Consider the following 25,510-nt stretch of genomic DNA (forward strand, 5'->3'; position numbering starts at 1 on the left):
ATGTCAAAACCGAGAGGTTTTGTGGTAACAAAAGCCTTTTAAACGAAGATTATGTACTTAAGTGTTGGGTTTCGAGGAGCGAAGAGTTCAAGGAAGCAAGGGAGCGACAACCGGAATGTACTATGTTACATGAAATTGGTCCGCAGATGGAAAAGATTAGGTAACGGCGAGCAAGCAAACGTCAAAAAGAAGCTCCAAAATGAAAAAAGGATAACACAAACCATGAAAGGCCAATTACGATCTGTTGCCGCAAAACACCCAGCCCTACCACCGACAATAATAAACAGGTTGAAAAGTATGAGAAAAAGTTAAAAACAACTTAATTAGACAGAAGTTATCATAGTGAAAAGGCATTGGTATTCCAATGCCTTTTCGTTTGCTAATTTCTGTTTAAAAATATTTATATGCCAATTTAGATAACCATCTTCTATTTCAAAACCTAACCCGTTACCATTTTGGATGGTCTATAATTTACCTTTTAACTTCGATCAAATAGAGCATTTACTAACAATATAAATCAACCTTTAATACACAGATACTGGTTTTCAGAAAGTCCTAATTGTTCTTTTCAGGTTTAAAATAATTTAAGTTATTAATAGAAAGTACCCCATTTTAAGAAAATAGATCAGGTTTCTCTTTTAATAATGCGTTTAGCAAGGTCGTCATTTTTTCTGTATCACAGATTCTTACGTTAGCATCGCCAAAATGACCTTTGTACATAACTTGATTATTGAGAAATGCTTCTTCAACACGATTGTATTTTTCAGAAGTATGCCCAATATGTCTTCTCTGTGGTACGGAAATTTCAGTTTTATCCGGTAGTACGGTGTAAAGCTTTTCGTGAGAATCTGTCAATCGACCCGGTATATCGAGCCATTCCTCAACTCCATGAATATAGGTACATCTTCGTAAATCGACTCCTACTAACAAAATAGTTGCCTTGTGGTCTAGTAATTTACCCCAGCTAGATTCCCGAGCACATGGTGTGTCCCATTTTTCATTTCCTGCAATAAATTCTTGAGCTCCTTTTCCCAATGCAGCTACAGAATGTGTAGGATGCCATGAGCGAATAACACCCGGACGTTGCCGGAATAGTTCTGTTAAAAGACCAACACAAGAGGGGGATTCATTTACATAAAATCGAGGATTTTCAGCATTAATATACGACCACGTATGGGTCGGGAAGACCAAAAGGCCATCTTTCATATACTCTGACAAAGCATCTAGGACTGTTTCGGCTCCTCCTTCTACTTGGCCAATACTCTTCATTGACGAATGAACGAGCAATGTTCCATTTTCATCAATACCTAAATCTTTCAGATGATTTAAAAAATCTTGTTTTGTGTACATTAATCTCTACCTTTCCATCTATGTATCTTATATCATAGAATACCATATTTCCCTTTGAAGTCTATGTTTCTATGAGGGTTATTGATATGGTGCCAGCTTACCCTCGGTGAGTTGATGAACAAAAGTCCATAGAAATTATTCGTATACTAATTACCCATTCATCTGTATAGACTTTAAGTAAGAAGGTAAAGGAGGAGATTTGATGGATGTCCACGAGGCGATTAGGTCACGTCGGAGCTTTGGGCTTGTGAAGGATGTAGAGGTCGAAAAGGAAAAAATTGAACAAATCATAGATGCGGGTACATGGGCGCCTTGTCACTTCAGAACCGAACCTTGGCGCTTTTTTGTCTTTCAAGGAGAGGGGAGGAAACGCCTTGGAGATGTACTACTCAACATAGCAAAGAAAAACGGCGAAACTGATGAGAAAAAGCTTGAGAAGATACAAGCAAAGCCATTTCGTGCTCCAGTGATAGTAGCTGTTGCTGTTGAACCTAGTGATAACCCTAAGGCAATAAAATTAGAAGAATATGGAGCAACATACGCTTGTATCCAAAACATGTTACTTGAAGCACATAGCTTGGGGCTTGCAGGCTTTTGGCGAACAGGTAAGCCGACTTACGATCATGTTATGAAAGAATTCTTTGGTTTAACCGAAAATGGAGAAGTATTAGGCTTTCTTTACTTCGGATATCCGTCACGGAGTTTACCAGAAGGAAAACGAAATTCATACGAATCCGTGACAAAATGGATCAACTAAGTTCTTGATAGTAAAAATAGCGATTTAGAATAAATAGGACGGGGGAATGAATTTGTTCCCTTGTCTTACCTTATTCCTATAACCATTTTATATAATCATTATTTGAGAGTGGTAGAACCCATATTCTCCTTGTAGAGTCGTAATTACCGTGTGCAAGGCTAGTCGAATTTTTCATGTTCCTCAACAAATCCTCGAGCACCTATACATCTTCATTATTATCTTCATAAAATTATTAGTTTATGATCTGTAAAATGAATTGTAGATTAGTAGAAGTTATTCAAAAAGATAATCATCTAAAACTATTTCCATTTTCTATTGTTTATAAAATAATTAATCGTGTACAACTTCTGCGACTAAAATATCATTAAAACCTTTTACATAAATATCCTTTTCAGAATTTACATAATATATAGAATATTTAGTTGACAATTCGTATATCATGTATTAATAATTAATTATCGAGACAATAATCCATTATTATGATAAATATTTATTGTCAGTATTATTATAAAGGAGCTGATTGAATGGTGGTGAAAAAAAGCGCCTCAGATCTTCTTCAGAATTATATCCCACTTGTCGAATTTTTAGGCAGTGTAATGGGGCAACATTGCGAGGTCGTTTTGCATGATATCCGAAATCTTGAAAGTTCCATCATTGCCATCAAAAATAACCACATTAGCAATCGCAAAGTCGGGGGTTCTATTACAGACTTAGCATTGAAAATCTTAAAGGAAAAATCGTATACGAACAAGGATTTTCTAATCAATTATGCAGGGAAAACGCAAGAAGGAAAAATTGTAAGATCTTCTACATTTTTTATCAAAGATCTGAATGATGAAGTCATTGGTTTACTTTGTCTTAATATGGACGTTGGTTCCTTAATTGAAACCAAGAATGTGCTTGATAATTTAATTAATGGCTCACCACAAGTAGGCGCAAATGGTCTACAATTAAATGGAAAAGAGCCGGGGGATCCTTGTGACACATTTGAAGATTTACATACTTCCATCGAAGACCTTACAACTTCGATTATTATGAAAACGCTCTCTGAATTTGAAATTCCTCCTGAACGCATGTCCTCCGATGAAAAAATGGAGATCGTTAGTAAGTTGAATGAAAGAGGTGTCTTCTTAATAAAAGGGGCTGTTTCCGAAGTAGCCACAAACTTAAAGAGCTCAGATGCAACAATTTATCGTTATCTCCAAAAAATCGACATAAAGAATTAGTGTAAAGTAAAGGATTAACTACATGATAAATGTTGTCAGTATCACATTTTCATTTAAATTTGTAGAAAAATGACGTATATTTTCAGAATATATTAAATATACGGAAAATAACAAAAAATCATTGACAAGGAATTGCTAATAAAATATAGTGATAATAATAAATTATCATAATAAAAAACTATCTCTTCAATAAAATATTCATCCTCACCCAACAAGTAAATTTGAAATAAAGGGAGGTGTTTCCCAAAAGTATGAGTAAACTGTTGTCTTCTGTCCCGCCTTAAGTGTAAACCACCCTCTTCATGATTAGCAAATGTAAGTATATCCTCACATGTAAACAACACATAAAAGTATAGGGAATTGCTTGATTTATTATTCATTCCAAAATATTTGTAAGCGATTACATACAATTCGTGGCACACTTCCTACCATTCTACCTAATCCAATAAATCTCAACTACCATCAGGATTCTAGATTTTCGAATCAATCTAATAATTTTATTAGGAGGAAGATTATGAAATACAACTTTGATGAAATTGTAAACCGACGTAATACGTTCTCTTTGAAATGGGATGCTGGTAGGTTCTTGAAAGAACGTGGTTTAACTGATAGATACGATGAAGAAACAATTCCATTGTTTACAGCTGATATGGATCTACCTGTGCCGCAACCTTTAGTAGAAGCGTTACATAAAACGGTAGACCATCGGATTTTTGGGTATTCCATTTTTACAGATGAATACTATGAAGCGATTCAGAATTGGTTCAAGAGACGACATGATTGGGAAATTAAAAGAGAAGAGATCATCTATAGTCCAGGAACCGTACATGCATTAAACATTGCAGTTAGGGCTTTCACTGAACCTGGTGATGGAATAATCATCCAACGTCCTGTTTACCCACCGTTTACTTCAGCAGTTGAGGGAAATAACAGAAAGGTGGTAAATAACGCTTTAATTTGTGATAAGGATGGGTATTATTCTATTGACTTTGAAGATTTTGAGAAAAAGGCAAAAGAGGAATCAACAAAGATGTTTATCTTATGTAATCCACATAATCCCACTGGTCGAATTTTCAACAAAGAAGAGTTAAAAAAATTATCGGATATTTGTGCGGAACATAATGTTCTTATCATTGCAGATGAAATTCATGGTGATTTGATAAGACGTGATCAAACATTTGTTCCAATTGCCAAGGCATCCAAAAGTGACGAACATATTATAACTTGTACCGCAATTAATAAAACGTTTAATGTAGCTGGGCTCCATTGTACAAATATCATTATCTCTAATCCTGAACATCGAAAAACATTCAGTGACACATTAGGTTTTCAATTAGCTTCTCCTTTTACAATGGCTGCATTAATTTCAGTATACAATGATGGTGAAGAGTGGTTAGAACAATTAAAGCAATACATCGATGATTCATTAGAATATACTAAACAATTTTTTGCTGAAAGAATGCCAAAAGTAAAAGTGAGAATCCCAGAAGGAACCTATGTGATGTGGATGGACTTCAGTGGTTATGGGATTTCCCCTGATGAGGTTCATGATCGCATATATAATCGAGCGAATGTGCTATTAGAAGATGGAAAAATGTTCGGTGAAGAAGGGTTGAACTACCAACGAATATGTATCCCATCTCCTCGACCAATGATTAAGGAAGCACTAGAACGAATCGCAAGAGAATTTGAAGACTTACATTAAAAAAAGCTATCTAGTAAGCTAGTAGGTTTTTCATTTTTAAATAATAAGGGGGCAAGCACTTTGAAGAAATATAAATCTATGAATTTGATAGCGATTATCACAGTGATTTTAGTTGTATTAGCAGGCTGTTCAGGTGGTGGTGCAGGAACATCTTCAGAACCTACAGATACAAACAAAAATACAACAAAAGAACCGACTCAAGGTGGGGAGTTTACATTTGCATTGGCGACAAACCCTGATAATCTAGATCCACATCAAGCTGGATATGCGGTAAGTGTAAGGGCATTTAGAACGATGTTTGATAGTTTAGTTGTACAAAATGAGGATAATACAATTAGCCCTTGGCTAGCAACAGAGTGGTCCATCTCAGATGATGGGAAAAGCTATGAATTTAAACTTCGTGAAGATGTGAAATTCCATGATGGAACACCATTTAATGCAGAAGCCGTTAAGTATAACTTTGATCGGATTGTAAGTCCTGACATTCAACCAGGATATGCAAGATATCTATTAGTTGAATACGATTCTTCAGAAGTAATTGATGAATACACTGTAAAAATTAATTTAAAAAGTCCAAACTCTGCCTTTTTGAGCTTCTTAAGTCAGGCCTTTATCGGTATGGTTTCGCCAACTGCGGCAGAGGCTGCAGGTGATCAATTTGGAATGAAACCTGTTGGAACTGGACCATTTAAGTTCGTAGACTGGCAAGAAAATGCTCAACTTGTTGTCGAGAAAAATCCAGATTATAACTGGGGCCCTGCAGGGATAGTTGATAATGTGGGCCCTGCTCATGTAGATAAGATTACCTTCAAGATTATACCTGAAGAAGCAACGAGAATTGGTAGTGTCCAAAGTGCACAAGTGTTAGCAGGGGAAACTGTTCCACCCCAAAATGTTCTTAGTATGAAAAATGATCCGAATGTCGAATTGCTCCAGGTCGATACGAAGGGATTACCATACACATTGTTCTTTAATCAAACAAGGGGTGTATGGAGTGATGCAAAAGCTCGTGAAGCTATTAAATATGCACTCGATATCGATGCAATTGTTCAAACACTCTATTTTGGAACTTACACACGTGCCTGGTCTCCACTTGCACCAGGAATGTTAGGGTACGATGAATCGTTGGAAGGTAGCTTTAAACGTGATTTAGATCGGGCGAACCAATTATTGGATGAGCTTGGTTATAAAATGGGCTCAGACGGTGTTCGTGTAAAAGATGGTAAAAAGTTAACGATGCAATATCTTGATGCATCTCCAAATAGAGAAAAACGTAATGACATTGCAATCATGGTTCAACAACAACTTAAGGAAATTGGCGTAGAAGTCAATATTGAAATTACACAAGACATAACGACTGCTATTACAAATTCTAACTATGATGTCTATGGAAATAGTGCTGTAAATTCTGACTCACATGGATTGTATCAGTTCTATCATTCTCCAATTCCAAACCAGATCTTTCTTCCTGGAAAATCAGATGATAAAGAACTTGATAGCTTGCTAGAACAAGGTGGGATAGAGCAGGATCTAGCAAAACGAGAAGAAATTTACAAACAAGCACAGCAACGAATTATGGATACAACAGTCTCGATTCCAATCTATGTCTTCCCATACACAGTGGCCGCACACAAAAGTGTAGAAGGGATTAAGTTTGACCGCTTAGGTTACCCATTATTTAATGATGTATCGGTCTCAAAATAATCTTGCAATATTTTTCCTATAGGTAACTGAAAGGAGTTGTTGACTATTGAATAGGATGATAATTTCAAGGATTGCGACCTCCTTGATAGCAGTATTTGGATCGTTGGTTCTCGTATTTGTCATCATGAACCTATTACCTGGAGATCCTGTTATGTCGATGATTGACCCAAATACTGCCACACCGGAAATGATTGAAGCACTCCGTGTACAGTTGGGACTTGATCAACCCCTATATATGCAGTTTTGGAATTATATCTCTGGGATGATTGTTGGTGATTTTGGTACATCCTTTGCGAATAGCGAACCTGTGCTACCAAAACTTATCGCACATCTTCCAGCAACCTTGTTTTTAACGCTAATGAGTGCAGTATTTTCTGTCGTAATAGGGGTTACTCTAGGAGTATTATCCGCCATTTATCAAAATCGCTGGATCGATATTCTAGCTAGATTAATAGCTTTATTTGGAATTTCAATGCCAACATTTTGGTCGGGGATATTACTTATTATGATTTTCTCATTACGATTAGGTTGGTTACCAGCCATGGGATCAGAAGGATTCCTGACCCTCATTCTTCCATCTATATCGCTCGGATTTATAGGTGCAGGGCTAATTATCCGGATGGTCCGCAGCAGTATGGTTGAGGTCATAAATGAACAATTTATTGTCACGCTACGAGCAAAAGGATTATCTGAAAGAATCGTTATGTACCGGCACGCACTACGTAATGCATTAATTCCAGCAATTACAATCATCGGAATTAATATTGGGGAACTGATGGCTGGTACAGTTGTAATTGAGACCGTTTTTTCAAGACAAGGTCTTGGTAGAGTAATAGCTGATGCTATTCTGGCAAAGGATTTACCGGTCATTCAAGGAGCTGTTTTCATCTCAGCGATTGTCTATGTAACTGTGAATTTATTAGTAGATTTGTCATATTCAGTAATTGACCCTCGAGTTCGTCGTTCATCTTAATTAATTCATAATCTTTCACTTCTAGATATGGACGATATTGAATTGTTCATATCTAGAAATACCTTTGATTTAAGTAAAGAGGGGGAACAAAATGAAAGAAGCATTGGAATCCAAGCAAGCTCTAGAACTTCCTAAGGTCAAAAGTTTAAAAATAAAATCACGCTTCACTGTTACAAACTTTTTTGTAGCATTGTCTGGTATCGTTATTTTCTTTGTTATTTTATTTGCACTTTTCCCACAGTGGCTAGCTCCATATTCACCAACACAAATGAACCCAAGTCAGATTTTAAATCCACCAAGTTCCGAACATTGGTTTGGTACAGACTATTTTGGAAGAGATGTATTAAGTCTAGTCATTTACGGTAGTCGAGATTCCTTATTAATTGGATTTGCTTCCGTACTTGTCGGTGGAATCCTCGGAGGTATTATTGGCTCAGCCTCTGGATATATAGGTGGAGTTGTTGATACGATTCTTATGCGTTTTATCGATATATTAATGACAATACCTGGAATTTTACTTGCGATTGCGATTGCTGCTGCATTGGGACCAAGTTTGATGAACGTTGTTTTAGCGGTTGCAGTTGCGGCCATTGCAGGGTATGCACGGATAATGAGGGGGCAAGTAATTAGTATTAAAAAGCGCCCTTATATTTCAGCATCTCACTCAATTGGAACAAGTAATATGAGGATCTTTTTATGGCATGTCCTTCCAAATTCATGGTCACCAATGTTTGTTATGGCAACGATTGGATTAGGAACTTCCATCTTAATTGGGGCAGGTTTGAGTTTCTTAGGTCTCGGGGTAATTAAGGAAATTCCTGACTGGGGTGCACTTCTTTCACAAGGAAGAGGCTACATATCTGTTGCCTGGTGGATCTCTACATTTCCAGGACTTGCAATCACTTTATTCGTACTTTCTGTCAATGTAATCGGCGATAATCTTCGTGATCGTTTGGATCCAAAAACGAATCGGACTAGATAGTGAGGAGGGAAGGAAAATGAAACAACTGCTCGATGTTCAACAATTAAAGGTTGATTTTGTAACAAAAAGTGGATATTTAACTGCCATTCGTGAAATCACGATGGATATAAAAGTTGGAGAAACGGTTTGTATCGTAGGGGAATCAGGTAGCGGGAAGACAGTCGCTTCTAAAACCATTATGCGATTAATTGATTATGAGAATGGGCAAATAACGGGGGGGAATATCGACTTTAATGGAACTGATTTAGCAAAACTTTCTCAAAAAAACTTACGTGCCATTCGTGGAAAGAAGATTGCGATGATCTTCCAGGAACCAATGGCAGCATTCGACCCGGTTTTTACAATTGGAAGTCAAATAATTGAAATGATTCTAGCTCATAAAGATACAACGAAAGCGAAAGCAACGGAACATGCTGTTTATTTACTTAATCGAGTAGGAATCCCAGAGCCACAACTTCGATTAAAGCAATATCCGAATGAATTATCAGGTGGGATGTTACAGCGTGCCATGATTGCGATGGCACTAGCATGTGGTCCAGAATTACTTATTGCAGATGAGCCAACAACGGCGCTTGATGTGACAATACAAGCCCAAATTTTACAATTACTCCAAGAACTGAAAGATGAATTTGGGATGTCTATTCTCCTTATTACTCATGATATGGGAATTGCAGCAGAAGTAGCCGATCGAATCATTGTAATGTACTCAGGAAGTATTGTCGAAGAGGCAACAATTAACCAGTTATTTGAAAAACCGCATCATCCATATACACGTGGTTTATTGCAATCAATTCCAAAATTGGATAGCGACCGCACGCAAAAATTATTTTCAATTGATGGCAGCATTCCAAGTTTATCGAATCTGCCAACTGGGTGCAGTTTCCATCCGCGTTGTTCGTTTGCAACAGATAAGTGCAAACAAGAAAATCCACCATTGCTGGATGTGAATGGACGAAGAACAGCTTGCTGGTTTGCTGAAGATTTAGTAGAACGAGAGGAATGGTTACAGCAGACAACGCCATCTATGGAAATCTCAGAACAACCCATATTCGTTGAAAAGAAGTTAGGTACAGATGCAGTGAATTCAGACAGTAGCCCGATATTTGAGGTTCACGGAATAAAAAAGTATTATCCTGTAGGTTCTAGTTTCCTAAATCGTTCGCCTAAATTTGTTCGGGCAGTTGATGATGTCTCTTTCACAATTGAAAAGGGAGAAACATTTGGTCTTGTAGGTGAATCAGGTAGTGGTAAGTCAACGCTTGGAAGACTACTCCTTCAATTAGAAAAAGTAACTGAAGGAAACGTTAAATTTGAAGGAAAAGATCTTGCTGAAATGGGTAGAAAAGAACTTCAAGAAACTAGAAGACATATGCAAATGATATATCAAGACCCCTATGGTTCAGTGAATCCGCGTTGGAAAATTGGAGATATCATTGGCGAACCTTTAACAGTCCATGAATCATTAAGCAAACATGAAAAAAGAAAAAGGGTAGAAGAGCTCTTACAAGTCGTTGGACTTAATGCAAATGCATATGAACGTTATCCGCATGAGTTTTCAGGTGGTCAACGTCAAAGAATTGCAATTGCTAGAGCGATTGCACTTAATCCGAAATTTGTTCTAGCAGATGAAGCTGTATCCGCACTAGACGTGTCTGTTCAAGCGCAAATTGTTAATTTAATGCAAGATTTACAAAGAAATCTCGGCTTAACGTATTTATTCATTGCTCATGGACTCAATGTAGTCCGTTATATCTCTACTCGCATTGGTGTTATGTATTTAGGAAAAGTAGTTGAAATTGCTTCAAGCGAAGAACTCTTTCGACATCCTGCCCATCACTATACGAAAGGATTACTTGAATCAATACCAGTTGCCAATCCATCAGAACGCCGAGAATTATCAGCAATCCAAGGTGAGATTCCTTCACCAGCTAATCCGCCTTCTGGATGCAGATTCCACACACGCTGCCCTGCAGCAACAGAGCGTTGTAAACAGGAAGAGCCAGCATTTCGTGAAATAAGTAAAGGCCATTGGGTTGCTTGTCATGATCCAGCCTATACCTATTAATAGAAAAGTCTACCTTTAAGGGGAGTGTTTTTCAATGAAAACGACTGAAACATTTAATATGGAAGTCAATGCCTATCAATCTGCGGTTCAATTAGAAGATTATGTCATTGGTATACGGAGAAATCTTCATCTTCACCCGGAAATTGGATTACAAGAAATCCGGACAATGAATGTTGTGACAGAAGAATTAGAAAAGATGAACATCAACTATGAGATTGTGAAAAATGGTGGAATTATCGGAGTTATCGAAGGTGGGCAAGCAGGAAAAACGATTGTATTACGAGCTGATTTAGACGCACTACCGATGGAAGAGGAGGAAACGAACTTAAAACAAAAGAAGAATGTCGTTTCAATGACTCCAACTGCCGCGCATACATGTGGACATGACGGCCATACGGCGATGTTATTAGGGGCTGCAAAAATTTTATCTGAAAACAAAGATAAGCTAAAAGGGAAAGTAATTCTTGCTTTTGAACAAGGGGAGGAAATGGGTGGAGGAATCTTCAATCTAATGGAACGACTTATTGAAATCGGGGCAGATGGTGTCTGGGGAATACACCTGAAATCAGATATTCCTTCTGGGAAAATCTCAGTAGATCCTGGTCCAAGAATGGCTAGTGCCATGCCTATAAATGTCATCATTAAAGGGACAGGAGGGCATGGATCACGTCCAGATCTTGTAAATTCTCCAGTGGATTGTTTTGTGGATTTTTATAACAGTGTTAAACAAATGAGATTAGATACATTAGATCCATTTAAACCGATTACGTTTTCGCTTGGAACGGTCAAAGCGGGTACTGTTGGAAATATTATTCCTGAAACGATTCAATTCTCCGGTAGTTTTAGATATTTACACTATGATCAAGGATTGAGTGCAGAAAAAGAATTTAAAAGACTTCTAGAAAAAACTTGTGCCTTACATGAATGTGAGTATGAATATGTAGGAAAAAACAAAGCAGGTAATTTGTTTGTATACAACCAAGAAGAATGTGCAGATATTGCAAAGGAAGCCGTGAAGAAATCAATTGGGGGAGAGGCTCTTTATGAATATCCAGCATGGATGGCTTCTGAATCCTTTAGTTTCTTCCAAAAATACTTCCCAGGTGTCTTCGCCTTTGTTGGTATCCAAAATGAAGAGAAGGGGACAGGTGCAGAACATCATAATCCTCATTTTGATATTGATGAAGATGTGTTAAAACTGGGTGTGGCGGCTACTGTACAATACACATTGGATTTCTTAAACAGTGAGAAAGAAATTAACTATACTCCAGAAAAAAGAAGTATGCAAGAAGTAATGAAAGAACTAGGTTTCAAATAATCTGCACACCTAACCTACCAAGCAAGAACTAAAGGAGGAATTTTCAATGGGAGAAGAAAAAGGGTTATATCAAAGATCAAATATTCGTAGATTAGCAGAACTAGGAAAACTTACACCAGAAACATTCAGAGCTTTTTTACAGTTTGACAGACTGGCGTTAGGAGAAGGTCTTCTATCAAGGAGAACAAAAGAATTAATTGCAATCGCAGTTGCCCATGTAACAGGTTGTCCTTATTGTATTGACGGACATGTAACAGCTGCAAAAAAGCTAGAGGTTTCCAAAGAAGAAATGATTGAAGCTGTGATGGTAGCTACAGCATTAAAAGCAGGTTCCGCATATGCACACGGATTCATTGCACTAAGTTCATACGATCAATCCAGCGAAGAAGACTTATACGCGCGTTCAAATACGAATAGACGAAATGAATTAAAAGAATTACATCCTGATGCTGTTGAAGCTTTTGCCAAATTTGATAGGCAAGCAAGTAAGGCTAACCTTTTATCTAGAAAGGAGAAAGAACTCATTGCGATTGCAGTTGCACATGTTACCGGATGTGCCTACTGCATTGATACCCATGCAAAAAGGGGGAAACAACTAGGAATTTCTCGTGAGGAAATGGCAGAATCAATTTTTGTTGCAACTGCATTAAAAGCAGGGTCTGCACTCGCACATAGTGTAAATGCCTTAAACGCATATGATGAAATTTGAAAATTTAAATAGAAAGAAGTGTTACTATTGCTAAGGACAATATATACAGATAAAGCTCCTAAAGCCATTGGTCCATATTCGCAAGGAACTCAATTCAACGATATTATCTTTTTATCAGGTCAAATACCAGTAGACCCAGCTACAAATGAAGTAGTTGAAAGCGACATTGTCGTGCAGACGCATCAAGTTATGACAAATATTAAATCCATTCTGAAAAACGAAAAGTTAACAATGGAGAATATTGTGAAAACCACCATTTTTGTAAAGAATCTCGAACAATTCTCGATTATTAATGAAGTCTATGGAAGTTATTTTGGGAGCCATCGGCCTGCAAGATCTACTGTAGAAGTTAGTCGTCTACCAAAAGATGTGCTAATAGAAATAGAGGTGATTGCTGCAAAAAATAGATAAAGGCCTGTTCATATTATAGATTCCAACTATGGAGGAAAAAATGTGAAAATTCCAAAAACATTAGCTTCGCTTGGGTATCGTGATTATCGGCTTCTATGGATTAGTTCTGCATTAGCAAATTCAGGACAATATGCCTTTACGATTGCAGCCAGTTGGCTTATTTTCTCAATTTCTAAATCATCTGCATTAGTAGGTGTAGCCATGTTTGCTACGATGATTCCTGGTGTTTTATTTGGACCGATTATTGGCGTATTGGTTGACCGGGTTCATCGTAGGAAACTATTAACGGTTGCTGTTTTCTTAAATGCAATGAATCTGGGGACATTGACGATTTTAAGTATAGCAGGATTGGTTACACCGTGGGTAATTATCGCTTGTGCTTTTTTATTAGGCATTTGTTTCAATGTCCAAATGACATGTACGAATGCAATGATGCCAAGTTTAATTCCAAAAGAAATTTTATTTAATGGTACTGCATTACAAGGTACGATCTCACACGGAGCGGGTTTTCTAGGATCAGCCATTGCCAGTCCAATTCTTGTTTTATTTGGACCATATGCCGTATTTGGATTATGTTTTTTACTTTATGTAGCAGCTGGGACTCAATCTTTATGGGTGCATTTCTCACAAACTATTACAAGTACAGATCGGTTAAATATTAAAAATGTGTTCAAACCCATACTGGAAGGATTTGTGTATATAAAGGGAACTCCTTTATTAGGATTAATGATTCTTATGGTATTTTTCCACTGTTTTTTGACGATGGCCTATACCTCTTTATTACCTGAATTTATATCAACAGAAATAGGCGGAGACAGTGGCATTTATGGAACATTAACACTGTTTATTGGCTTAGGTGCAATAATTGGGAATTTAAGTACGGCGTCAATTTCAACGATGCGTGGGCAAGGAGTTCTGTATATAGTTATGGCTATCGCAAGTGGAGTCACACTGTTTTTCTTAGGTTTAACCAAATCAGCCTATATGGCATTCTTTATTGGACTTACAGTGGGAGGCACACAAGCAATATTTATGGCGATAAATCTAGCATTTGTTTTACGATTTGCAAATGATCAATTCCGAGGCAGGGTCGCAAGTGTTAACTTTATTTTTGCATCAGGTGCTATGGCTCTAGGTAATTTCTTATATGGAAACTTAAGTGAGTTCATACCGCCTAAATTAAACATGCTTACAACTGGAAGCCTATTTACCATCCTAGTGATTATCATGCTGGTATTCTCATCAGGTTTACGGTCGCTTTATCAAAAGCAAGAAAACTTTCCTACGAAACAACAAATATCTGCAAATGTTTAGAAATGAAAGGAGAGAAGAAAATGGCTCAATTACAAAAAGGAATGCAGGCACCTAATTTTTCATTTGAAAGCCCATGGGTCAAGACGAATACTCTTTCTGATGTACTAGAGGACAAAACAACCATTCTTGTATTTCTGAGATATTACGGTTGTCCACTTTGCCAATTGGATATTCAAACATTAGCAAAGGGGTATGAAAAGTTTAAAGAAAACAATGCACAAGTTCTTGTTGTACTGCAAACCGAAGCTAGTCTTTTGAAGGATCAGATTGGTGAAAATGGAATGCCACTAACCCTTGTTTGTGACCCAGATCATGAAATCTTTACTCTTTATGATGTTCAACCAGGAAAAACACAGGAGGATCTTGCGTCTGAAGAAGTCTTTAAAAAGATAAACATCGCACGAGATTTGGGGATAACAAAACTAGAAAATAACGGAAAACAAAATGAATTACAATTACCGGCAACATTTATCATTAATCCAAATGGTGAATTAGAATTTGTGCGCTATGGAACAAATGCTGCTGATATCCCGAGTGTAACAGAACTTCTAGAATTAATACCTGTCACCAAGTAATGATTTTTATTTAACAACGGCCTAAAGGTATAAAACTGAAAAGAACAAATCCCAACTTCTACATGCATATTTTCAATAACACATCCAGCCCAATCATTTCAGAATTCCTTCCAAACGATGATTCATTACCATACCTAGCAATGGACACCTTCTATACGTAAAAGCAATCTAAAATCCTTGAGAGTTAATGTGTTCAATTAAAAAAATCTAAATAAAGTCATTTCTAAGGGGGAAATGCGATGACAGAACACAAGAAGGTTTCAACGAAAGATTTAAAAAGGGTTCTAACTAGAGGAGATTTAATGTCTATTGCGGTTGGGCAAATTATTGGAGCTGGGATTTTTGCCTTGGTTGGGGTAGCAATTGGGATGACTGGTAAATCTGTAAACATTGCGTTTATGATTGCAGCATTGTTTGTTATCATTATGGCCTTTACTCAAATTTTGATTAGTGGTACGGTTCGATTGAGAGGTGGATTGTACACGCAAGCAGCTCTTCTGGTTGGGGAGCGATTTGCTGGATTCTATACTATTATCTATATAATTAGTAATATCGCAATTGCGATGTATGCACTATCCTTTGCTGATTACTTTTTAGCACTTGTACCTGGAATAAATTCAAAATTAATCGCTTTCATAATCCTAACCATTTTTTATTTAGCAAATTTATTTGGTGTGAAAGAAGCTGCAAGAGTTCAAAATGCAATGGTTATCATAATGGCAATAGCATTAACCTTATTCATTGCATACGGTATGCCGAAAGTGGAACCAGGATACTTTTCAGGTGTGGATTTTATGCCAGGAGGAATTACTGGATTGTTATCTGCAGCAACGTTGTTGACCTTTGCTACAGGAGGAGCTGCAGTTATTATGAACTTTGGTGCTGAAGCGAAAAATCCAACAAAAGATATTCCAATTGTATTAATCGTTTCGACAGTAGGGGTTGCGATAATCTATGCTTTTATGGCAACAGTTGCAGCAGGTGTATTGCCTATAAGTGAAGTTGTAAATCAACCTTTAACTGTTGTAGCCTTAGAAGTTTTACCTTATCCATTATATGTATTCTTCGTTGTTGGTGGTGCCATGTTTGCATTGGCAACTACCCTTAATGCAACATTAGGATGGGTAACAAAGCCAGTACTTCAAGCTTGTGTTGACGGGTGGCTCCCAAAAAGCTTAGGAGCAGTTAATGAAAAATTTAAAACGCCACATGTATTATTAACCATCTTCTTTGTAATAGGGTTAATCCCGATTTTTACAAATTGGAATATAAGTGGCATTGCCAATTTTTCCCTTATCCTAAATAATATTATTGCACTTGTTCTTTCCATTGCTACTGTTAGATTGCCAAAGGTGTTGCCTGAACTGTGGGAAAAATCAAGATTCCGTACGTCTACAACGCTTCTATGGACAATAAGTATTGTAGCCACATTGACATCAGCCCTCCAAGTATATTTATTATTTCAAGACTTAAGCAAAACATTGGTAATTGGAAATATCGTTCTTCTTATATTTGCTAGCCTATTTGCAGTTTGGAGATATAAATCTGGTAAAGTTCAAATGGAAGTGAGTTATGAAGAGGCGTAAGTAAGTAGTTTAGGAGTTTCGGATTATATAAGTTTTGAAGATTGTTTGATTGCAGATTCCGAATCTAAGAATGGTTCAAAGAGGGGCTGGGACAAAGAACCTGTCCCTCTGTCCCATTATTTACTAGCTTCCCTTGTGTGTTAGGGGAGTTTTATTTTTTTCCTCTTGTTTTATGCGAGGGAAAAGGAATGAAAGCAACAAGCCACCGATGGCAATTACCATCATTGCGATGAAGACATGATGGAGACCTGTGACAAGAATTTCCCGTAAGATGATGCGTGCTGATTCAGATAACTCTTGGGCTAATTCTGGATTGATCAATTGGTTAAGTTGATCAATCTGAATGTTTCCATCTGCTTTCATATTCGCCGCAATCGTTGAATTGAAATAGGTTCCAAGCAATGCTACTCCGACAGATTGTCCTAATGTCCGGAAGAAGGTATTAGAAGCAGTAGCAGTCCCCCTCATAGACCAATCAACGGCTGATTGAACACTAAGTGTGGTAATGGTTACCACCGTCCCAAAGCCAAGTCCAATCAATGCGGAAAGAAGATAGAATAATATCGGTGGTGTCGTAATCGTAAAGAACATTAACCATAAGGTAGAAAAAATTAGAATGACCATTCCAAACGCAATGGTAAATCGTTCTCCTTTTTTTACTATTAATCTTCCACCTATGAAGGATCCTGCCATCCATGTTAGGGACATAGGTGCAAGCATGAGACCAGAAATTGTAGCACCATGTCCAAGTACACCTTGAACCCACATAGGGATATATACGGTGATACCAATTAATACAACACTTGTTAAAAAGGCGACACCATTTGCAACTGAAATCGTACGATGTTGAAATAACTGTAAGGGGATTAGTGGTTCTTCCACTTTCGATTCAATCCATATAAAGAAACCAATCATAAAAATAGCCAACGCCAATGAACCAAGAACCATTGGAGATAACCAGTTATGCGTTTCTCCACCCTTTTGTAAGGCAAAAAGAAGTGCAAGCATTCCTATTGAGAACGTGATGGCACCAACAAAGTCAATTTTCTTCTTCGTTTTCTCAATTTTTTCATGTAATGAAAGAAGAACCATTACAATAGCGAGTATTCCAAATGGAACATTAATATAGAAAATCCAATGCCATGTTAATTGATCTACAAAAAATCCACCTACTAGTGGACCAATGACACCGGCAATTCCCCATGCTGCCCCCATAAACCCCATAATTTTTGCTCGTTGTTCATGTGGATAAATATCCCCAATAATTGTCATGGTAACCGGCATAACGGCACCAGCTCCAATTCCTTGAAGGGCACGGAATAAAATCAATTGTTCCATTGTAGCAGATAGTCCGCAAAGAGCAGAGCCAATTAGGAACACAAGTGTACCAATAACGAAAATCACTTTTCGTCCAAACAAGTCAGATAACTTACCGAAAATAGGAACCGTTACTGCTGAGGTTAACAAATAAATGGCAAACACCCAGTTCATCAATTCAATCCCTTGTAAATCACTCACAATTGTCGGCATTGCCGTACTCACGATTGTTCCTTCAATTGCGGTTAAAAAGGTCGCTACAAACAAAGCTAGTGTGACCGTTTTTGTATTTGTTTTCTTCATAATCATTCTCCCTATCTACAATATCAATTACTGAAAGGATTCATCAGTAGATAGCATCCTTAGGTGCAGTGGGGAACATATTTTGTTAGGAACCCCAGAAGAGTAGTTTACTATAATTTGAGGAATTCTCCTAGGAAAATGTAAGAGGTAACAAATTTGTTTTTTTATAAATTTTTAGGAAATATATGGTAAAATAAAAAGAGTGCTTAATAATGAACGGTGCAATAATGTTGGTCATACAAAGGGGGACTTAATTTGTTTTTCTTTAATAAAGAAGATGTTTATATTGGATCTTCAATGGAAGAATTATCAAAGGTAAGAGAAATTTTAAAAAGAGAAGGCATTAAATATACATATAAAGCTATTGACTCTTCAGGGAAATGGTTGGGACCTGGTACATCAAGAGGAAACTATGGAAGTTTCGGAATGAACAAGAATTACGAAAAACAATATGTGGTTTCTGTTAGGAAAAAAGACGCAGAGAATGCAAAATATTTGGTTCATCGTATTTTGCATTCATAAAGTATACATGACGCATTAAGTTTGGTGAATGGGGAGCTAAACTACTATTTAGGAGAAAACATATTTGTTTTACAAATCAATAAAGGGGATGAATGAAGGTAATGAATAATATTGATAAAAGAAATCGTTTAGGTGACGAACCTTTTCAGTTTCGAGTGACAAAAGATAATACAGTCTTTTTAGATTATAATGGTAGACAGGTGAAAATATTAAAAGGAACAGAAGCGGAGAAATTTCTAAAGCGAATTGGGGGTGCCGAAAATACAACGGAAGCACAATTAATAATGGCGAAGATAACTGGAAATTTCAAAAGGGGTAATGAACGAAAAAATGAAGGTACCCAATAAAAATTAGATTAGTTTTAAGGGAATTCAAGAAAATATAGTTACTATTTGACACACCAACAGTTCTACAAACTGAAAGCCCGAAGGAATGATTCCTTCGGGCTTTTTTGATGCTTATGTTTAGCTTGGGTCTTTGATGGCTTTGATCATCTGTCGTATGGAACCGAGATGGTAGGCTGAGTGAGCGATAGCTCCCAACAGACCATGCGATGACTGTTCATTTAAGGAGTCAAGCGAATTAATCTTGTTCAGTAGTGTTGTGTATTCTTGTTGAAGTTCCTCATTGATTTGTGCCCATGTGATTTTATCTACGTTCGTGATTTTCCATGAAGCTTCCCAATCCTTAATAGGATTTTCTCCATTAAAATAAGAATTCGCAACCCATAGGTAATAGCGGGTGTGATCCGTTTGTGCGGCGATTGTCGTACCATTGACAGGTATGGAAGCATCTTCGGCCGATACTTTTTCGAGCGTTCCGAATAAACCACTACCAGGTTTTGCTTCTGTATACCAGCTTGCGTTTTTATCAGGACCATCAAATGTTTCCTTCAACAATGTTTTAACAGCTACCAACATCGGATTTTCCATCTCAGTACCTCCTGAATTTTTTTCTAACCTCAATAGGACTTTATAAGAACCGTCTCATTGGCCAACTTTGTTAATGAATGTCTTGAATAACTTTTTCTAGGAATTCTCCCATTCGCTTAACAGCTGGCTCTGAAAAATCAAAACTTACCCCAGTTTCTTTATAAATATCTGCGATGGACTGATTGTAGTCCGCACTTGCACCTTTTTTAAAGGATTCGATAGCTTGCTGAGGGTCATTCCGATAATTTTCTAGTAACTGTAGAGCACCAAGCATTGACATGGAGTACTCAATATTATAGAAAGGAACTTCAAAATAATGAAGTGTGCCTGACCAGCTCATGCCAATTTCTTCTTCCAGGTCAGAAGTATCGACAGGGTTTAACCCATATCTTTTAGAGATTTCAAAGTATTTTTCATCACGCTCTTTGGCCGTGTGGTTAGGATTTGTATACATCCAATGCTGGAAGAGATCCCCTGACAATGGGCCGAATAACATTGTAAATGCCCGTCTTAACTCTTCACGCTGTGCACTTTGGAAATCCTCTTTTTCTGGATAAAAACGATCCAGTTTATCCAATAAAAGCAATTCCATTCCGTGAGAATACAGTTCAGCAACTTCCATTCGTTGCTGGTAGTCTTCAATAGGACCGTGTTCGGAAAACTCGAGGTACCCATTTACCGCATGCCCCATTTCATGAATTAACGCGATCAGCGAGAAAAAGGATGGACTAAAGTTCGCAAATACAAAGGTATCCCCTGAAACAGGTAGGGAGGTACAAAAACCACCTGGGCTTTTTCCTTTCCGATCTCCAAGATCTAATAACCCATTTTCTCTCATGTAATCAAAACGGTCTGCAAAATAGGGGTCGGTCTTGCCTAACATCTCAGAAACGCCATCCATAAGCGTAGACACATCTGAGTATGGAGGGTTCTTCATCAATTTAGCGGTGTTATCCCATGGGCGATAGCGATCGACTCCAAGCTTGGATTTAAAAACTTCAGCCAGTCGATTCCAAGCGGGGATAATATGTTTTTCTACATTTTCATGAAAGTCATAACAATCTTGGACACTATATTCACGATTTTTGGCCACAAATATGTAATCACGATAATTTTCAAAGCCTGCATTTAAAGCGATTTGATGGCGTAGTTGAATGAGTTCATCCATGATGGCATCCATATCGGGTTTAATTTGACGAAATGCGGAGCCCATCTTGGTATAAGCTTTTTCTCGTACGCTTCTGTCAAGGTTATCGAGTTGAGATTGAATAAATGGAAAAGGCTTTTCCTCACCATCCCATTCAACTGTTAACCCTCCCATGATTTCACTATACTTCGTACAAAGCTCTTGTTCTCTAACCATTAATGGAATGTTTTCTTCTCTGAACAGCTTCACTTTGGATTCGCGAACACGTCGCATTAAGCCATAGCGTTTTTCATCTAATTGATTAAAATAAGGAGAGCTGCAGAACTTCTCATTCAGTTTTGCCTCATATTTCATTAAAAGTGGTAGAATGACTTGCTGATCGTGAAGATACGTTGATTTGATTTCCGCATCCTCTGTGTTCCGGTAAAAGTCAACTTGGTGACCTGTTATGGCTTCCTCGATTTTAATCATTAAATTCTTTTCATCTTTTAACCAATTTTCAAGGTCAGAAACGGATTCAATAGGAACATCTAGTAAACGTTGAAATTGGGATTCTACCGCTTCTACATCTTGTAAATCAATTAATTCTTTATAATACTTATGACTTAATTCTTTTGTCATCGATAACTCACCTTCCCCTTTTTATTTACCTCTATCATTATATTAACGAATCGTAGTTTTTAAATCTAGTTTTTTCCAAGGTTGGGGAAGGAATAGTTCTCACGCTTTCATTTGTGTTTGAAAAAAAGCCTCTTAAATGGTGGTGGGGGAGAAAGTAAGTATGGATTCACTTGGAATAGACTGGGGGACCTACTAATTACTACACAGGTAGGAATTTCATAAATTTTGTCGGTTCACAAGAAGCAAGGAAGATAATTTTATAATAGATAAATTGAAAATATGAAAATCAAAACTATTGATGGCATTTAGAGAAATCAAATAAAATGGGTCAAGGCAGATTTCACCTTGACCCAGCTTACTATACCCCTGGAAACCATCCAGGTGTGTGAATGATGGCATTCCATAATGGATCTGGAATGACTAATTCGTTTTGCTTGGTTTTATCTATTTCTGTTACAATTTCGTTTTCTTTGCCTTCTGCTATTTTTTGTACCCAATCTGGATCAATGATTATCTCTCTACCTATAGCAAGTAGAGGAACACCTGATTTAAATGCACGGCGAGCGTCATCCGCTGTATAAATGGATCCAACACCAATTAATGGGACGCGATTTTGAATTGTTTCAAGTAAATACTCGATACGAGTTTTGCTGGTATCTTCAACACCTCGTCTTGCTGTTGAAAAGAATTCACCTAATGATACATGTAGATAATCTAAGCCTTTGTCAGCTAGTGTATCAACAAGTGTAAGTGTGTCACCCATAGTAATTCCAGGTGTTTCAGGCTCTTCTGGTGAAAAACGATAGCCAACAATAAACGCAGGATTTGCATGTTCTTTTACAACCCGTTGCACTTCTTCCACGATTGCAAGCGGGAAAGTCATTCGTTTTTCTAAACTTCCTCCATATTGATCCTCGCGACGGTTTGAATGAGGAGAGAAAAATTGTTGAATTAAATAGCCGTTTGCACCGTGAATTTCAACCCCATCATAGCCTGCTTCAATGGCACGGCGAGTTGTTTCTCCGAATGCCTTAATGATTTCTTCGATTTCTTGTTCAGTTAGTGGTCTTGGTTTTAAAGCGGACTCTTCAGCTGATTCCCCACCTCTTACTGCAGGCACATCACTAGCGCTGACGATTTCTCCATTTGGAACTAATTCAGGTGGGCATGATCTACCTCCGTGAAAAATTTGCAAAATTGCCTTAGCACCTTGCTCTTTAATTGCGCTAGCGAGTCGAGTTAAGCTCGGGATCATTTCATCTTTGTCTCCACTGAATTGACCATGGAATCCTTTTCCATTTGGTGTTACATATGTACATGCTGTAATCACCATACTCACTCCACTAGAACGTCGTGCATAGTAGTTCACTTCTGCATCTGAAACAGTTCCATCAGAGTTAGAAGAGAAATTTGTCATGGGTGCCATGACCACTCTGTTTTTTAATTCAACCCCATTAGGGAGAGTAAATGATGATAGCATTGCTTGATTGTCTGGATTCATTGTTTGAAACCTCCTCAACAGTTCGATTTTATGAGTACCATTTTATACTTAGCAAATCTGCGGTACATTATTAGCATGCAAAAATAATGATACATTGGATAATACGTGATCGAAAGTATTCTGCTCATGTGTGAGAGGGAGGTGATGTCTTCCGTTTAGGCCCACCTGCAGAACATAGAAACTGTGAACGTTCAATAACGGCAAAGTATATATAAAAGTGGGACAAAAGCTTCATTCTCCCACTCTAAAAACACAAAAGCAAGGGCAATTTCGTTCTAGAATTTGCTCTTGCTTTTTTACTCACATTGTTTTTGAAATTTTATAATTTTTATGATTGACGATTGTTGTAAGAGGTTCGTCTTTTGCTTCATTGTAACCGTACTCTACAATAACGGAATTATCTCTTACAACCGTAACAGTTCCTTCATAACTTTCCCCATCACGCTTAAATGAAATAGTGTCACCAATTTTAGCAGTTGCCATTTTATCACCTCGAACTTATTATTTTCAGCGGTGATAAAAAAATTCAGGAAATGTTCCATAATCGATTTCTTACGGAAAGAATGAAAAAACGAAACTAATTCATGTTTTATTCGTAAGTATGTTATAACCAATAAATGAAATTTGCCGAATTCCTATCCCATTAGGTGGTGATCTGTTGGAACAACATGTAAATGATATAATGACGATTATTAAAAGAATGCGTAAAACCATCAGTAAAGAGAGTTCAAAAAAGCTTGATTTAAATAAATGTGAGCGAGTGGTTCAAAGGCTGGAATCTTTTTCGGCAAGTTGTGTAGAATATGAGCAATATCAAGTTAAATTAAAGGATCATCTTATTCAATTAGAAGCGAATGTAGATGAAATGAATACGGATTTTAACCAACATAAAAAAGTAATTCAATGCATTGTTTCACATCTCCAAAAGGAACATAAATTAGTACCCGAGGGTATGTATCTCACATTATACATGTCGATAGGTATGAGTTTGGGCATGGTGTTCGGATTTACGGTATTTGATAATCTTACATTAGGGTTACCGATTGGAATGAGCATGGGTATTGCAATTGGTGCTGGTTTAGATGCAGATGCAAAGAAAAAGGGTAACACCATATAGTCTAAAGCACTCACAGTTGCGGGTGTTTTTTTGTTTGATTAAAAGAAATGGCGGGCATTTACGTATAGAAAGGGTTTTGGAAAACGGTATTCCTTTATAACACCAGCATTCTTTATAAAAACCCTTTTTTATATTTTTCGTTATCATTCCGCACCACTCATAATTCAGCTAAAGTCTTTGACTCACCAAAAGAGTCTCATGTTTTCGACCTTTTTGCCAACGACTTTCTGTCAATTGCCTCTGGTTGTTTTTCTAACCAGCCTTGTTTAACCATAATATTGTAGGAGAGGGCACCTGCCTCCATTGCGTGAGTAAATACTTTAGAATAGTTTAATACGATATCCGTTCTCCAACTTGAGCCTAATGATGCACCATAGTAAGACAGACCAGCATGGACTAAAAAACCTCCGTGAAACATAATCAATTTGTCAGAAAATGGACTGATAGTTGATTCGGTAACTTCAGCATCCCATTTTTCTGGTATTGGTAAATGATCCTGTTGCAAAATCGCATCAAAACTATCGGCATCTTTTCCGGCTAATTTAACGTTTTTTACCATAAAATTACGAACTTCTTCTAACCTCGCCACCTGACTAAAAGCTAAACTCAACGTTTTAATAAAACCTGTTTTCGTAGAATTAAAGAAAAGGGTACTAATTTCAGAACTATTTAGTGGCCTTTTGTCACCTATTAAATTGGATACAAAACCTGGTGATTCGATAAACTCGGTCTCAACCGGTGTAGGAATTGTCGGTACACTTGTAAATTTTGGCTCGTTTTTAGCTAATTCGACTATTTTTTGGAAAAGTTCTTTGGAAGATTCCGTGCATTCAAAAAAGTAATTTTGAATATCTTTTCGCTCTGTGTTTGTGATGGCTAAACTATAAGCAGTTAATCCATGGATTGTCATAATATAGGAGTAGAATAGTAAAAATTGATCAGAAAACAGGCGAGGGGCGTTAACATTTACATCACTCTCTGTAAATCCAATTGGAACTTTGAAATTAGCATTTGATAAGAATTTGTTGATTTTCGTAACGTGGCTCTCAGCTAACTGTAAAGCAAATTCTAAAATAGATTTAATCTCTTTGTTTTCAACAATGTTCAGAAAATATTTGTAAACACAAATTGCCATACTATCACCCATATATTGAAGCCAAAGTGCGGATACTTCAGCAGCGGTTAAACTATTGGTCTTGTTCTTACTTTCTTTAAAGATACCCAATGAAACTACCTCCGATTTTTCATTTGTGTTGAGGGCGATTTTCGTAATAAAGTAATCATATTTAACACATTACCTAATGAGACACAGTTGTTTTGTAATGTCCATTTCCCATAAAAATAACATTCCCAAAATATGAAAAAGTATCATAAA

General features: G+C 37.2%; 23 protein-coding genes. 16 read left to right on the forward strand and 7 right to left on the reverse strand.

The window, feature by feature from the left end:
* Positions 1-612 precede the first annotated feature (612 nt).
* On the reverse strand, positions 613-1,350 hold the full coding sequence (locus BTHG_RS00290) for an AAC(3) family N-acetyltransferase (RefSeq protein ID WP_010280458.1): 738 nt from the start codon (positions 1,348-1,350) through the stop codon (positions 613-615).
* A 202-nt stretch (positions 1,351-1,552) separates the two neighbouring features.
* Here BTHG_RS00290 and BTHG_RS00295 point away from each other — a divergent pair, with 202 nt between their 5' ends.
* The 13 genes from BTHG_RS00295 (at position 1,553) to BTHG_RS00355 (ending at position 16,675) form a co-directional block, all read left to right on the forward strand.
* Complete coding sequence (locus BTHG_RS00295) at positions 1,553-2,107, forward strand: nitroreductase family protein (RefSeq protein WP_010280461.1); 555 nt, start codon at positions 1,553-1,555, stop codon at positions 2,105-2,107.
* 524 nt (positions 2,108-2,631) lie between these two features.
* Positions 2,632-3,333 (forward strand): helix-turn-helix transcriptional regulator, encoded by a 702-nt coding sequence (locus BTHG_RS00300; RefSeq protein ID WP_010280464.1) that lies wholly within the window; start codon positions 2,632-2,634, stop codon positions 3,331-3,333.
* A gap of 514 nt (positions 3,334-3,847) precedes the next feature.
* Positions 3,848-5,038 carry a MalY/PatB family protein gene (locus BTHG_RS00305; protein ID WP_010280467.1) on the forward strand — a complete coding sequence of 397 codons (1,191 nt, stop codon included), beginning with the start codon at positions 3,848-3,850 and terminating at the stop codon, positions 5,036-5,038.
* Between the two features lie 78 nt (positions 5,039-5,116).
* Positions 5,117-6,742 (forward strand): ABC transporter substrate-binding protein, encoded by a 1,626-nt coding sequence (locus BTHG_RS00310; RefSeq protein ID WP_042341464.1) that lies wholly within the window; start codon positions 5,117-5,119, stop codon positions 6,740-6,742.
* Between the two features lie 55 nt (positions 6,743-6,797).
* Positions 6,798-7,715 carry an ABC transporter permease gene (locus BTHG_RS00315; protein WP_042341466.1) on the forward strand — a complete coding sequence of 306 codons (918 nt, stop codon included), beginning with the start codon at positions 6,798-6,800 and terminating at the stop codon, positions 7,713-7,715.
* 91 nt (positions 7,716-7,806) lie between these two features.
* On the forward strand, positions 7,807-8,697 hold the full coding sequence (locus tag BTHG_RS00320) for an ABC transporter permease (protein ID WP_010280477.1): 891 nt from the start codon (positions 7,807-7,809) through the stop codon (positions 8,695-8,697).
* Between the two features lie 16 nt (positions 8,698-8,713).
* Positions 8,714-10,762 (forward strand): ABC transporter ATP-binding protein, encoded by a 2,049-nt coding sequence (locus BTHG_RS00325; RefSeq protein WP_010280478.1) that lies wholly within the window; start codon positions 8,714-8,716, stop codon positions 10,760-10,762.
* A 34-nt stretch (positions 10,763-10,796) separates the two neighbouring features.
* Positions 10,797-12,080 carry an amidohydrolase gene (locus tag BTHG_RS00330; RefSeq protein WP_010280479.1) on the forward strand — a complete coding sequence of 428 codons (1,284 nt, stop codon included), beginning with the start codon at positions 10,797-10,799 and terminating at the stop codon, positions 12,078-12,080.
* Positions 12,081-12,126: 46 nt separating this feature from the next.
* A complete protein-coding gene (locus BTHG_RS00335) occupies positions 12,127-12,789 on the forward strand; it encodes a carboxymuconolactone decarboxylase family protein (protein WP_010280480.1) in 663 nt (220 codons plus the stop codon).
* Positions 12,790-12,816: 27 nt separating this feature from the next.
* Positions 12,817-13,200, forward strand: a complete 384-nt coding sequence (locus BTHG_RS00340; protein ID WP_010280481.1) for a RidA family protein — start codon at positions 12,817-12,819, stop codon at positions 13,198-13,200.
* 42 nt (positions 13,201-13,242) lie between these two features.
* On the forward strand, positions 13,243-14,514 hold the full coding sequence (locus BTHG_RS00345; RefSeq protein ID WP_010280484.1) for an MFS transporter: 1,272 nt from the start codon (positions 13,243-13,245) through the stop codon (positions 14,512-14,514).
* 20 nt (positions 14,515-14,534) lie between these two features.
* Positions 14,535-15,089, forward strand: coding sequence for a redoxin domain-containing protein (locus BTHG_RS00350; RefSeq protein ID WP_010280486.1), 555 nt, complete (start codon positions 14,535-14,537; stop codon positions 15,087-15,089).
* 239 nt (positions 15,090-15,328) lie between these two features.
* A complete protein-coding gene (locus BTHG_RS00355; RefSeq protein ID WP_010280496.1) occupies positions 15,329-16,675 on the forward strand; it encodes an APC family permease in 1,347 nt (448 codons plus the stop codon).
* Between the two features lie 123 nt (positions 16,676-16,798).
* On the opposite strand, the gene BTHG_RS00360 is transcribed toward BTHG_RS00355, so the two are convergent.
* Positions 16,799-18,295, reverse strand: coding sequence for an MDR family MFS transporter (locus BTHG_RS00360; protein WP_010280497.1), 1,497 nt, complete (start codon positions 18,293-18,295; stop codon positions 16,799-16,801).
* 255 nt (positions 18,296-18,550) lie between these two features.
* Between BTHG_RS00360 and BTHG_RS00365 the strand changes: the two genes are divergently transcribed.
* Together BTHG_RS00365 and BTHG_RS00370 are read left to right on the forward strand one after the other, a co-directional pair.
* Positions 18,551-18,817, forward strand: a complete 267-nt coding sequence (locus BTHG_RS00365; RefSeq protein ID WP_010280502.1) for a hypothetical protein — start codon at positions 18,551-18,553, stop codon at positions 18,815-18,817.
* Positions 18,818-18,918: 101 nt separating this feature from the next.
* The gene (locus BTHG_RS00370) at positions 18,919-19,164 is read left to right on the forward strand and encodes a hypothetical protein (RefSeq protein ID WP_010280698.1); all 246 of its coding nucleotides are present in this window, start codon (positions 18,919-18,921) and stop codon (positions 19,162-19,164) included.
* 117 nt (positions 19,165-19,281) lie between these two features.
* On the opposite strand, the gene BTHG_RS00375 is transcribed toward BTHG_RS00370, so the two are convergent.
* From BTHG_RS00375 to BTHG_RS00390, 4 genes are all read right to left on the reverse strand, one after another.
* On the reverse strand, positions 19,282-19,749 hold the full coding sequence (locus tag BTHG_RS00375; protein WP_010280700.1) for a hypothetical protein: 468 nt from the start codon (positions 19,747-19,749) through the stop codon (positions 19,282-19,284).
* A 70-nt stretch (positions 19,750-19,819) separates the two neighbouring features.
* The gene (locus BTHG_RS00380; protein ID WP_010280701.1) at positions 19,820-21,517 is read right to left on the reverse strand and encodes a M3 family oligoendopeptidase; all 1,698 of its coding nucleotides are present in this window, start codon (positions 21,515-21,517) and stop codon (positions 19,820-19,822) included.
* Between the two features lie 358 nt (positions 21,518-21,875).
* Positions 21,876-23,018 carry an NADH-dependent flavin oxidoreductase gene (locus tag BTHG_RS00385; protein WP_010280703.1) on the reverse strand — a complete coding sequence of 381 codons (1,143 nt, stop codon included), beginning with the start codon at positions 23,016-23,018 and terminating at the stop codon, positions 21,876-21,878.
* Positions 23,019-23,318: 300 nt separating this feature from the next.
* A complete protein-coding gene (locus BTHG_RS00390; protein WP_010280705.1) occupies positions 23,319-23,501 on the reverse strand; it encodes a DUF2187 family protein in 183 nt (60 codons plus the stop codon).
* A 175-nt stretch (positions 23,502-23,676) separates the two neighbouring features.
* Between BTHG_RS00390 and BTHG_RS27205 the strand changes: the two genes are divergently transcribed.
* Positions 23,677-24,135: a hypothetical protein gene (locus tag BTHG_RS27205; protein ID WP_010280707.1), complete on the forward strand. Its 459-nt coding sequence runs from the start codon at positions 23,677-23,679 to the stop codon at positions 24,133-24,135.
* Positions 24,136-24,331: 196 nt separating this feature from the next.
* Here the strand turns inward: BTHG_RS27205 and BTHG_RS00400 are convergent, their stop codons facing one another.
* Positions 24,332-25,360: a DUF3231 family protein gene (locus BTHG_RS00400; protein ID WP_010280710.1), complete on the reverse strand. Its 1,029-nt coding sequence runs from the start codon at positions 25,358-25,360 to the stop codon at positions 24,332-24,334.
* Positions 25,361-25,510: the final 150 nt, after the last annotated feature.

This window comes from Bacillus timonensis, from assembly GCF_000285535.1.
GTDB lineage: Bacteria > Bacillota > Bacilli > Bacillales > Bacillaceae_L > Ferdinandcohnia > Ferdinandcohnia timonensis.